This is a genomic window from Streptomyces sp. NPDC050315 (assembly GCF_040655775.1).
GTDB lineage: Bacteria > Actinomycetota > Actinomycetes > Streptomycetales > Streptomycetaceae > Streptomyces.
The window spans coordinates 432530-443923 of record NZ_JBFAKN010000002.1; the positions used below are offsets into that span (position 1 = coordinate 432530).

Genomic DNA, 11394 nt, shown 5'->3' on the forward strand with positions numbered 1-11394 from the left:
ACCTTTCAGCGGCGAACAAGGGAAATGTCCGCGCCATGGCCGTGCCCCCGGCCCGGGGTCGAGTACGGACTCAGCGGGGCAGGGGCGGGCCGGCGGGCGCGGTGATGCGCAACACCGCGCCCACCGGCGGCCCGCGCCGGCTGACGACGTCAGCGATCAGTTCCCAGCGGGGAACGCGCGGGTGGGTGCGTTCCGGTGCCCGCGCCTTGCGTACCGGAGCGGGGGTCCGGCATACCACGACGACCAGGCGCAACGCCCGGAAGGCCAGGGCCGCCACGCACCGCAGCAGTTGGAAGAACGCGGCCTCGCCGCGGCGCAGCCACAGTGCGCACAGCAGGGCGGCAAGGAGATGCGCGGCGGTCATCCCGGCGGACATGCCGTCCGCCATGCCGTGCATCGAGTGCATCGAGTGCATCCCATGCATCGAGTGCGTCTCGTGCATGGAATGCATCGAATGCATCGCGTGGGCGCCCGGCATGCCCGCCATGTGAGCCTTTGGAGTCGCGTCGGCCTGCTGGGCCGCGGCGAACGCGAGGTGCAGGACCGTCTGTACTGTCAGCACTCCGCCCGCGATGGCCGGGAGGCCGCGCTGTCGCCCCGCGGCGAGCCAGGCCGCCGCGCCGACGGCGGCCAGGGCCACGGCCAGTACGCCTGGCGGAATGGCCTCGCCGGACATCGCCGCGTGCCCGGCCGCCGCCAGCACCACGCACACGGCCGCGAAGAGCGCGGCGCGCACGGCGCGGAACGGCGGGCGGGCATCGGAGGTCACGAGCCGCCATCCTGTCACCCGGGCCGCGCCCGCCGGGCTCCGGGGCGGGCGGCCCCCGCAGCGCGCTCAGGCGTGCGCGGCCGGTTCCGCGGGGCGGCGGCCGAGTATCACCGCTTCGGTCACCGCCGCCAGGTCGCGGCGGTCGCGGGTGCCCGGTAGCAGCGGCGGATGCACCGTGACCCGGGCCGTGAGGGCGCTCGCCGTGAGGACGCGGCGGAGCGAGGACGCCAGGTCCTCCTCGCCGACGAAGGCGGGCACCGTGGAGGGCGCGCCGTGCTGGAGGTACCGGACGGTGACCGGGCGGACCGGCGCGCCCGCGTCGATGGCCGCCTGGAACGTCGCCCGGCGAAAGCCGCCCTCGGTCGCCGAACACCACGTCGTGGCCTGCGGGAAGACCACCACCGAGCGGCCGTCGCGCAGCTCCGCCGCGAGGTCGGCCACGGCCTGCGGGAGGCCGCGGGGGCTGCTGCGGTCGATGAAGCGGGTGCCGGCGCGGCGGGCGAGCGGGCCCATGACGGGCCAGCCGCCGACCTCCTGCTTGGCGAGCATGGTGACCGGTTCGACGGCGAGCAGCGCGAGGATGTCCAGCCAGGAGATGTGGTTGACCACGACGAGCGTGCCGGGGCCGCCGGTCGCGTCGGCCGCCACCCGCAGCGGCGGGCCGTCGTGGACCAGACCGACGCCCAGCGCGGCCAGGGAGGCGCGGGCGTGCCGCCGCAGCCGCCCCGGTTCCGCGAGCCGGTCCCGGTCGGCGGCTGCGCGCAGCAGTACGTGGGCGAAGGACGCGGCGCGGCGTGCCGCCCCGGCGAGCGGTACCCGGGGCGCGGCGTGCGTGATGCAGCCGGACGTGCAGGTGGAGAGCACGTCCCAGATGCCCGACCGGGCGGCGCCGGGGGCCGCGGTGCCGGGTACTGCGGTCCCGGCGCTCACCGCTGGTCGCCCAGGAAGAACCGCCGGTACCGGTCGCCGAGCCGGTCCATGTCCAGGACGACGAAGAAGTCGGCCACGTCGAACTCCGGGTCGTGCGCGGGCGCCCCGCAGATCCAGGCGCCGACCCGGAGGTAGCCGCGGAGCAGGGGCGGCAGCTGGGCGCGGTCGCCCGCGCCGGGGGCCGCGGCGGTTGCCGTGTCCGGCAGCCAGGGCCGGTGCGGCCGGACCCGCAGCTCCTCGGGTGCGGCGTGCTTGGTGCGGCCGAGTTCCCAGGCCGCCCGCGCGCACTGCCCGCCGTCGGCGAGCGGTACGGAAGCGCAGCCGGCGAGGTAGCGGTGGCCGGAGAGCAGGGTGTAGCGGGCGAGCGCGGCCCACATCTGGTTGATGACCGCGCCGGTGCGGTGGTCGGGGTGGACGCAGGAGCGGCCGGCCTCGATGAGCGAGGGGCGCAGCGCGCGCAGTCCGGACAGATCGAATTCGCCGTCCGAATAGAGCCATTCGCTGCGGCCGGGCGGCAGCAGCCGGTAGGTTCCGACGACCTCGCCGGTCGCGGTCTCGGTGACGATCAGGTGGTCCACGAGGTCGTCGTAGTCGTCGATGTCGTGGCCGGGCAGCGGGGAGTGCAGCGTGGCGCCCATCTCCTCGCCGAACACCTGGTGGCGCAGCCGCTGGGCGGCGCGGATCTGCTCGATCGAGTCGGCTATGGAGGTGGTGTACGCGGCGGGGGCGCCCGGCGCGGGCACGTGCGGGGTGGGCTGGGCGTGCGGGAACGCGGTCGTCATAGGCGAAGACGTGGACATGACAGCTCCGTCCATCCAGGTGAGCGGGAACCGCACCGGCCGTCGCGGGGACGGCACCGGCCGGCGGGCACGGCGGTCGTGACACAGCGGCGGCGAGAGCCCGGGGAGACCCCGGCCGCCCAGCCGACTTTTCCCCCGCCCGGCGCCCCGTCGCGTGAAGCCCAGTAGGAGCGCGGGTAAGAAACCGCCGAACACTGGCCCCCGAAGGGCCCGGGTCACGCTCGACGCAGAAGCCGCGACAACGGTCGAAAACGCGCCGAAACCCCTCTCACTCCACCGGCCCACAGCCGCGACATTCGGCGCGTTCTGGTCGTATCAACATCCTTGGAGATGGACTGACTGCCCGTTAGCGTGACCCCTCGCACGTAACCGTTGATACTGCCGAGCAGTGGGGGCATGCGTGAGCCACGTCACTAGACGCAACGTGTTGGGTACCGCGGGCGCCCTGGGTGTCACGGTCGCGGTCGGCGGGCATACCCCCGCCATGGCCGCCTCCGCCGTACCGGGGCCGGCACGCCCCGCGGGCCCGACGAGCCGCAAACCCACCGCTGCTCCCTTCGACACCGCACCGGCGCTCGCCGCGCTCAAGCGCCTCCTCCCCCACCACGCCGACCAGTTCCACCTCACTTCGGTGAAGCGCCCCGCGGGCACCGCCGAGCGGTTCCTCGTGGCCGGCGCGCCCGGCCGCATCGAGGTCACGGGCACCAGCCCGGCCGCGATCCTGACCGGCGTGAACTGGTACCTGAAGTACACCTGCCAGGCACACATCTCCTGGGCCGGCGAGCAGCTGAACCTCCCCGCGAAGCTCCCCGCACCCAAGCGCCCGCTGCAGCGCTCCACCGCCCTCGCCCACCGCTTCGCGCTCAACGACACGCACGACGGGTACACCGCGCCCTACGCCGACTGGGCCCACTGGGAACGCACGATCGACGTCCTCGCGCTGCACGGCGTGAACGAGGTCCTGGTCACGGCGGGCTCGGAGGCCGTGTACCACCGGGTCCTGCAGGACTTCGGGTACACCGACGCCGAGGCGCGCGCCTGGCTCCCGGCGCCGACGCACCAGCCGTGGTGGCTGCTGCAGAACATGAGCGGCTACGGCGGCCCGGTCAGCAAGGAGCTGCTCGCCCAGCGGACCGCGCTGGGCAAGCGGATCGCCGACCGGCTGCGGTCGCTGGGGATGCACCCGGTGCTGCCGGGCTACTTCGGCACCGTCCCGGACGGCTTCGTGCGGCGCAATCCCGGCGCCAAGGTCGTCCCGCAGGGCAACTGGGCGGGCCTGAAGCGCCCCGACTGGCTGGACCCGCGTACCAAGGTCTTCGAGAGGGTCGCGGCGTCGTTCTACAAGCACCAGAAGGCGCTCTTCGGGACCATCAAGCACTTCAAGATGGACCTGCTGCACGAGGGCGGCAACCCGGGGAACGTCCCGGTGCCGGCCGCCGCGAAGGCCGTGGAGCGGGCGATGCTGGCCGCCCACAAGGACGCCACGTGGGTGATTCTCGGCTGGCAGGAGAACCCGCGGCGGGACCTGCTGGACGCCGTCGACCACAAGCACATGCTGATCGTGGACGGCCTCTCGGACCTGGAGACGGTCAAGGACCGGGAGAAGGACTGGGGCGACGTGCCGTACGCGTTCGGCACGATCCCGAACTTCGGCGGCCGGACGACCATAGGGGCCAAGACCCACATGTGGGCCGAACGGTTCACGAAGTGGCGCGACAAGAAGGGCAGCAAGCTGGTCGGCACGGCCTACATGGCCGAGGCCACCGAGCGGGACCCGGCCGCGTTCGAGCTCTTCAGCGAGCTGGCGTGGCGGGAGGAGGCGGTGGACCGCGCGGCGTGGTTCGACGGATACGCGGACGCGCGGTACGGCGGCCGGGACGCCAAGGCGCGAGCGGCGTTCGCGGCGCTCCGGGAGAGCACGTACGAGATCAGCAGCAAGGACGGGCGGCCGCACGACTCGATCTTCGCCGCACGCCCCTCGCTCACGGCCCGCTCCGGCACGTACTACGCCACGCACACCCCCGCGTTCTCCTCCGCCCGGCTCGACGCCGCGTTCGCCGCGCTGCTGGCGGTCCGGCCCGCGCTGCGCGACAGCGACGCGTACCGCCTGGACCTGACCGACCTGGCCCGGCAGGCGCTGGCGAATCGTTCCTGGCAGCTGATCCCGCAGCTCCAGGAGGCGTACCAACGCAAGGACCTGGCCGCCTTCCGCAACCTCGCCAAGCTCTGGCTCCAGCTGATGCGGCTCAGCGAGGACATGACCGGCGCGCACCGGCACTTCCTCCTCGGCCCGTGGCTGGACGCCGCCAAGCGGATGGCGACCGGCGCCCGGGAGGAGGCGCAGCTGGAACGCACCGCGCGGGTGCTGATCACCACGTGGGCGGACCGCCCCACCGCGGACGGCGGACGGCTCGCCAACTACGCCAACCGCGACTGGCACGGCCTGATCGGTGACTTCCATCTCCCGCAGTGGCAGCGGTACTTGGACGAGCTGGAGGACGCGCTCGCCGGGAACCGCAAGCCGAAGGCGTTCGACTGGTATGCCATAGAGGAACCGTGGACGCGGGAGCGCAAGAACTACCCGCTGCGGCCCACCACCGACGCCTACCGCACCGCCGAGAAGGTGCACGACGTGCTCGCCAGGGCGCCGTACCAGGGGCGGGTCGTGGTCACCGCCGAGCCGGCCGCCATGACGCCGGGCGGCGCGACCACCGTCACCGCGACCCTGCACAACGTCAGCGGGCTGCGGGACACCGGCCGGGTGGACTTCGCGCTGAGCGGCGTGGACGCCGAGGACCGCGGCCCCGTCTCGCTGCCGTCGATAGAGGCCGGCGGCAAGGGAGCCGTCGACTGGCGGGTCGCGGCGCCCGCCGAACCGCTGACGTCGCCGCTGAAGCCGATGCCGTACGAACTGACGGTCAGTTACGGGCCGAAGGGCGAGACGGCGGTCTCGACGGTGCGCACGGGATCGCTCTTCGTGGCCGGGCCGCTGGACGAGGGCCTGCGCACGGTCACCACCAACGAGGCGGTTTTCGGTCAGCTCGACGGGCGGTTCGCCATCGACGGAGCGGGCGCCGACCTGTGGAAGGCCACCGCCGAGTTCGGCGCCGTCTACCGTCCGGGGGCGCTGCGCTCGGGCGGTTCGGTGACGGTGAAGGTGACCGAGCAGACCACCACCGGCCCGTGGGCGCGTGCCGGGATCGTCGTCCGGAACAGCCTGGCGGAGGCGGACTCGGCGGGGTTCGTGAACCTCTCCGTCACGCCGGAGAACGGCGTCGCGCTGTCCTACGACACCGACGGCGACGGCACGCTGGACCGGTACGAGCGGGTCACGGGCGTCAAGGCGCCGGTCACGCTGCGGCTTTCGCGGGACGCGGGCGGCGCGTTCAAGGGCGAGTACTCCACGGACGACGGCCGCACCTGGCGCACGGTCGCCACCGCCACCGTGCCCGGCGCGGCCACCGCGCAGGACGCGGGGCTGCACATGTCGGCGGCCAACGGCGGCTCGGGCGCCCGCGGCCGGGTGGAGTTCGACGGCTGGCGCACGGACTGAGTACCTGCGACGGCACGACGGCGGCCCCGGACGGTGAAGCACTGTCCGGGGTCGTTCGTTCGCTCCCCGTAGCAGGTCGGCGCGGCGTACGCTGACCTCCGTACCGACCGGGCTATCGCGAGGAGAGCACCGCATGAGCGCCGCAGCTGAGAAGGAGTGGCTCTACGCCCTCGACATCTCCGACGCCGTCTGGCAGCGCGCCCCCGGCGACGCCGAGGAAGCCGTGGAGATCGCGTTCCTGGAGCGCGGCGCGGTGGCGATGCGCAATTCCACCGACCCCGACGTGGTGCTGCGGTACACCGAGGGCGAGTGGCGCGCGTTCGTACTGGGCGCCCGGGACGGCGAGTTCGACCTCGACCGCCGGCACTGAGCGACCGCCACGGCTCGGGACCGGCCGCCCCGGCCGGTCGGCCCGATGGTCAAAGTGACCATCCGAAGAATCACTCGTTCTACGGAACGTGGAACAGCAGCAGGCAATATCACCGCCACCGGACCGCACCTCCCCGCTCGGCGTCATCGACGTCGAGCAGGCCGAAGCCGTGCTCGTGGAGCACTACCCGCGGCTGGTGCGGCTGGCCTATCTGGTGCTGCCGCCCCGGCTCGGCCGCAGCCGCCGGGTGCTGACCGCGCACGCCGTCACCCAGCGCGCCCTGCCCCGGCACCGCACCGACGTCCCGGAGAGCGCGCTGCCCGCGCAGCGTCCCGGCGCCGACGGGCGGCCCGCGCCGGACCCCGCGTACGCCTTCGTACGGCAGCGGGTGCTGCGCGCGGCGCTCGCGGTCGACCGGCCGGCGGTGCGGCTCGGGCGGCTGCGGATCTCGCTGCCGCCGCCGCTCCCCCAGGTCTGGGGGCTGCGGCTCTTCCCGCGCTCCGGCGGCGCCGACGAACTGGCCCTGGACCAGACACTGTCGGCGCTGTCGGCCCCGGCCCGCGCGGCGTACGCGCTGCGCGGCCTGGAGGGGCTGGGCGACCGGGAGGTGCGGCGGACGCTGGCGGCCGCGGGCGTGCCGGAGCCGCGGGACGCGCTGGCCGAGGCGGACGGCGCCGCGGCCCCCGCGGGCAGCCGGGACGGCTCGCTGCTGGACTCCGCCGAGTTCGACCCCTGCTCGCTGCAGGCCCGGCCGACGGACCTGATCCGGCGGCGGCAGCATGTGCGCGCCGTGCTGGCGGCGGTCGTCGCGACGGTGGTGTGCGGGGCGCTGCTCGCGCTGCCGGGCGACGGCTGGGGCCGGGACGGCGCGGCGGCGCCCCCGTACGCACGTAACGCGGCAGCCGAACGGGCCCTGGACCCGGGCGAGTTGACCCGAGCACCCGGTGACGCCTGGCGGACCGCGGTCCGTACGGACTTCTCGGTCTGGCCGGCGCGCGGCGCCCGTACGCACGACACGGCCCTGCTGCGCCGCGCGCTGGCGGCCTGGGCCCGCCCCGGCGACCGGGTGCAGGTCTCCGCGACGCCCGGCACGCCGTCCGGACCCGCAGCGGGCCCCGCGCAGTTGTTGTACGCGGGTGAGGTGGACCGGGCCGCCGTGGTGCTGCTGTACGACGAGCTGCGGGTGGTGCGGTACGCGGAGTCGGCAGACGGGCCGGGCGGCGGCGCGGCGCTGGACTTCGCGCGTACGGACGGGGCCGACGCGGCGGGCTCGGCGGCGCTGGTGGTCAGCCGCACGGACGGCAACGTCCGCTATCTGACGGCCCCTTGGGTTCACAAGGCCGCGCTCGCCGACCTGACCCGCGGCCCGAAGGAGCGGGCCGCCGCGCTGCGCCGCACGGCGGACGGCGTGACGGACCCGGCGCCCGCGCCCGCGCGCGGCGCGTCCTGCGCCCGCTGGCCCGCGCTGCGGATGGCCGGGCACCTCTACACCGACCTGGGCGAGCTGACTCCGGCGCGGCTGACGTACGGGCCTCCGGACCGTACGGACGACCCGGCGGGCGACGCGGCGCTGACGGCCTGGGCGCGCACGGCCTGCCAGTTGGCGGCCGTGCGGTCGCTGGGCGTGCGGAGCGTGAACGCCTGGGAGTACGCGCGTCAGCGGCTGCCGGAGCGCGGCGGGACGGCGGCGTGGCTGTGCACGCGGGCCGAGACCTGGCGCGGGCCCGGGAGCCGGACGATGGCGCAGTTCCAGGCGCCGGTGGCGGAGTCCGGGGCGCGGCGGTACGCACCGGGTGCGGTGGCGGCCCGGACGGAGGGCGGCCGGGCCTGCGGGCCGCGGTCGCCGCACGCGCTGGCCGGGGTGCTGTGGAAGTCGGCGGCCGGGCACTGGTGGCTGGTGGCGGCGGGCAGCGCGGAGCTGCGCAAGGTGACGGCGGGCGGCGGGGTGACCGGCAGCGCAAAGGGCCGGCTGCTGGCGGTGCGCGCCGAGGCGGGCGAGCGGGCGCGGCTCACGGCACGGCTGCCGGACGGCGGGCGGCTCACGGCGCTGCACTGAGCGCCCGGGGACACAAGACGGGGGTACGGGCACACGCTCGTACCCCCGTCGGCGTTCCCCGCGAAAACCTCGTGCAAGGGTCTGTCGTTCCTTCCTTACCCCCCAGTACATTGACGCCATGTCTAACAAGGCCCCGTTGCGGCCCGAGCCGGTCGCGTCCGAACACATACCGCTGAAGGCCCGCAACGTCGCTTTCGACTGGGACGGGACCCCGCTGCACTGGGTCCCCGGCGACCCGTCCACCACGCACACGATCAACGTGCTGCATCTGCTGCTGCCGGCCGGCGAGCGCTGGTTCGTGCACGTCTACAAGCAGGTGCTGCCGTACATCCGGGACGAGCGGCTGCGCGCCGACGTCATCGGGTTCATCGGCCAGGAGGCGATGCACTCCCAGGCGCACGACGACGTGCTGCCGCACCTCAAGAAGCAGGGCCTGGACCCCACGCCGTACACAGCCCAGGTCGACTGGCTCTTCGAGAAACTGCTCGGCGACCGCACCCTGCCGCCGGGCCGCGCACGCCACTGGTGGCTGCTGGAGCGGGTCGCGCTGATCGCCGCGATCGAGCACTACACGGCGTTCCTCGGGGACTGGGTGCTCAACGCCGAGGAGCTGGACGCCAGGGGCGCCGACGCGACCATGCTGGATCTGCTGCGCTGGCACGGCGCCGAGGAGGTCGAGCACCGCTCGGTCGCCTTCGACCTCTTCATGCACCTGGACGGCGGCTACCGGCGGCGCGCCCGCACCTGGGCCACCGCCTTCGCCGCGCTGGTCTTCCTGTGGCAGCGCGGCGTGCGCTTCTTCATGGCCAACGACCCGACGCTGCTGGACGGCAAGGCGTCGTTCAAGGAGTTCTTCCGGGCCGGGCAGCAGGGCGTACTGCCCACCACCGGCGCCGTGGCCCGCACGATCCCGCAGTATCTGCACCGCACGTACCACCCCTCGCAGTACGGGAGCACCTCGCAGGCCGCCGCCTACCTCGCCGCCTCCCCCGCCGCGACCGCCGCAGAGTCCCGCACCGCTCCCGGAGCCGCCTGACATGACTGCCGTCCTCCGCTCCCGCCGCGTCCGCGCCCTTGTGGTGGCCACCGGCGCGGCGCTGCTGGTCAACCGCGCCCTGCGCCGCCGGATCAAGGAATCCCCGCTGTGGCCGATGCCGGCCCTGGAGGAGCCGATCTCGGGCACCGGGCGCCCCGGCCGCCGCGAACTGCTGGTCGTCGAGCGCGCCGAGGAGGCCGAGGGCGTCGTACGGCTGCGCCTGGAGGGCGACGCGCTGCCGGGCTGGGAGCCGGGCGCGCACATCGACCTCGTGCTGCCCTCGGGCACGGTGCGCCAGTACTCGCTCTGCGGTGACGTCGCCGACGGCGGTACGTACACCATCGCCACCCGGCTCATCGCGGACGGCCGTGGCGGCTCGCGGGAGGTGCACGAGCAGCTGCACGAGGGCACGGTCGTGGAGGTCCGCGGGCCGCGCAACCGCTTCCGGCTGGAAGAGTGCCATGCGTACCTCTTCATCGCGGGCGGCATCGGTATCACGCCGATCCTGCCGATGGTCCGCCGGGCGGAGCGGGAGGGCGTGCCGTGGCGGCTGCTGTACTGCGGGCGGTCGCGCGCCTCGATGCCGTTCCTGGCCGAGATCGAGAAGCTGGCGGGGGCCGGCGGGGACCGGGTGCGCATCGTCGCCGAGGACGAGGACGGGCGGCCGGACCTGGCCGCCGCGCTCGCCGACGCGCCGCCGCACTCCGCCGTGTACTGCTGCGGCCCGCAGCCCCTGATGGACGCGGTCGCCGGGCTGCTGCCGGACGGGCTGGAGCTGCACACGGAGGCGTTCGCGCCGGCGGGCGGCACGGCAGGGGGCGCGTTCGAGGTGGAGTTGCGCCGCACCGGCAGCACGGTCGCGGTGGCCAAGGACCAGAGCATCCTGCGCGCCATCCGCGAGCAGGCCCTGCCGAACCTGCCGTACAGCTGTGAACAGGGCTTCTGCGGCACCTGTCTGCAGCAGGTGGTCGAGGGCGACATCGACCACCGCGACGAGCTGCTGACCGACGCCGAGCGCCACGACCAGATGCTGATCTGCGTCTCCCGCTGCCACGGGGAGCGGCTGGTGCTCGATCTGTGACGCGGAATCCCGGCCGGGGCTGAAGCGGTTCGGGCCGTCCGGCGGTGGCATACCGCTGCCGCACCCCGGTCGTTAGGGTGTTCGCATGACGACCGGGGTGCGCCGCAGGATGGGCGTCGAGGAACGCCGTGACCAACTGATCTCCGTGGCTCTGGGCCTGTTCAGCCACCGCGCCCCGGAGGATGTGTCCATCGATGAGATAGCCGAGGCCGCGGGCATCTCGCGGCCGCTGGTCTACCACTACTTCCCCGGCAAGCAGAGCCTGTACGAAGCGGCGCTCGGGCGGGCCGCCGACGAGCTCGCCGCGCGCTTCGTCGAGCCGCACGAAGGCCCGCTGGGCTCCCGCCTGCTGCGGGTCATGGGCCGCTTCTTCGACTTCGTCGACGAGCACGGGCCCGGGTTCTCCGCGCTGATGCGCGGCGGCCCGGCGGTCGGGTCCAGCCGCACCAGCGCGCTGATCAACGGCGTGCGGCAGTCCGCCTACGAGCAGATAGTCGCCCACCTGGGCCTGGTCACGCCGACCCCGCGCATGGAGCTGGTGATCCGCTCCTGGATCTCGCTCGCCGAGTCCACCGCGCTGCAGTGGCTGGACGGCAAGCGCATCCCGCGCGCCGAGCTGGAGCGGCAGCTGGTGCACGACTTCGCCGCGCTGGCGGCGGTGAGCGCCGCGTACGACGAGGAGACGGCGGAGACGCTGCGGGCGATCCTCGCCGCCGAGCCGATCGACGGCCCGTTCGCGGAGCTGGCGGCCCGGCTCTTCGCGCTGGTACCGGGCGACGCGTGACCACCGGGCTCGGTT

9 protein-coding genes are annotated in these 11394 nt (G+C 74.3%); 6 read left to right on the forward strand and 3 right to left on the reverse strand.

The genetic code is table 11. From position 1 onward, the window contains the following. Positions 1–70: 70 nt before the first annotated feature. From AB0I82_RS08950 to AB0I82_RS08960, 3 genes are all read right to left on the reverse strand, one after another. Entirely contained in the window at positions 71–769 is a 699-nt protein-coding gene (locus tag AB0I82_RS08950) for a hypothetical protein (protein WP_363256451.1), read from the reverse strand. A 66-nt stretch (positions 770–835) separates the two neighbouring features. Beyond that, positions 836–1699 carry a lysophospholipid acyltransferase family protein gene (locus tag AB0I82_RS08955; protein WP_363256452.1) on the reverse strand — a complete coding sequence of 288 codons (864 nt, stop codon included), beginning with the start codon at positions 1697–1699 and terminating at the stop codon, positions 836–838. Beyond that, positions 1696–2499: a GNAT family N-acyltransferase gene (locus tag AB0I82_RS08960; RefSeq protein WP_363256454.1), complete on the reverse strand. Its 804-nt coding sequence runs from the start codon at positions 2497–2499 to the stop codon at positions 1696–1698. The genes AB0I82_RS08955 and AB0I82_RS08960 overlap by 4 nt, the downstream gene beginning before the upstream one ends. A 400-nt stretch (positions 2500–2899) precedes the next feature. Here AB0I82_RS08960 and AB0I82_RS08965 point away from each other — a divergent pair, with 400 nt between their 5' ends. The 6 genes from AB0I82_RS08965 (at position 2900) to AB0I82_RS08990 (ending at position 11379) form a co-directional block, all read left to right on the forward strand. Further along, a complete protein-coding gene (locus AB0I82_RS08965) occupies positions 2900–6052 on the forward strand; it encodes an alpha-N-acetylglucosaminidase TIM-barrel domain-containing protein (RefSeq protein ID WP_363256455.1) in 3153 nt (1050 codons plus the stop codon). 133 nt (positions 6053–6185) lie between these two features. Further along, entirely contained in the window at positions 6186–6422 is a 237-nt protein-coding gene (locus AB0I82_RS08970) for a DUF397 domain-containing protein (RefSeq protein WP_103832820.1), read from the forward strand. 88 nt (positions 6423–6510) lie between these two features. Then, positions 6511–8478, forward strand: coding sequence for a hypothetical protein (locus tag AB0I82_RS08975; RefSeq protein ID WP_363256456.1), 1968 nt, complete (start codon positions 6511–6513; stop codon positions 8476–8478). A 118-nt stretch (positions 8479–8596) separates the two neighbouring features. After that, a complete protein-coding gene (locus AB0I82_RS08980) occupies positions 8597–9514 on the forward strand; it encodes a metal-dependent hydrolase (protein ID WP_363256457.1) in 918 nt (305 codons plus the stop codon). A gap of 1 nt (position 9515) precedes the next feature. Then, the gene (locus AB0I82_RS08985; RefSeq protein ID WP_363256458.1) at positions 9516–10595 is read left to right on the forward strand and encodes a PDR/VanB family oxidoreductase; all 1080 of its coding nucleotides are present in this window, start codon (positions 9516–9518) and stop codon (positions 10593–10595) included. An 85-nt stretch (positions 10596–10680) separates the two neighbouring features. Then, positions 10681–11379, forward strand: coding sequence for a TetR/AcrR family transcriptional regulator (locus AB0I82_RS08990; RefSeq protein WP_363256459.1), 699 nt, complete (start codon positions 10681–10683; stop codon positions 11377–11379). Positions 11380–11394: the final 15 nt, after the last annotated feature.

What these genes read in the sequence shown, in the direction of transcription:
- AB0I82_RS08960 (WP_363256454.1), bottom strand. Translation starts at nt 2,499, where the DNA reads ATGTCCACGTCTTCGCCTATGACGACCGCGTTCCCGCACGCCCAGCCC.
- AB0I82_RS08970 (WP_103832820.1), top strand. Translation starts at nt 6,186, where the DNA reads ATGAGCGCCGCAGCTGAGAAGGAGTGGCTCTACGCCCTCGACATCTCC.
- AB0I82_RS08980 (WP_363256457.1), top strand. Translation starts at nt 8,597, where the DNA reads ATGTCTAACAAGGCCCCGTTGCGGCCCGAGCCGGTCGCGTCCGAACAC.
- AB0I82_RS08985 (WP_363256458.1), top strand. Translation starts at nt 9,516, where the DNA reads ATGACTGCCGTCCTCCGCTCCCGCCGCGTCCGCGCCCTTGTGGTGGCC.
- AB0I82_RS08990 (WP_363256459.1), top strand. Translation starts at nt 10,681, where the DNA reads ATGACGACCGGGGTGCGCCGCAGGATGGGCGTCGAGGAACGCCGTGAC.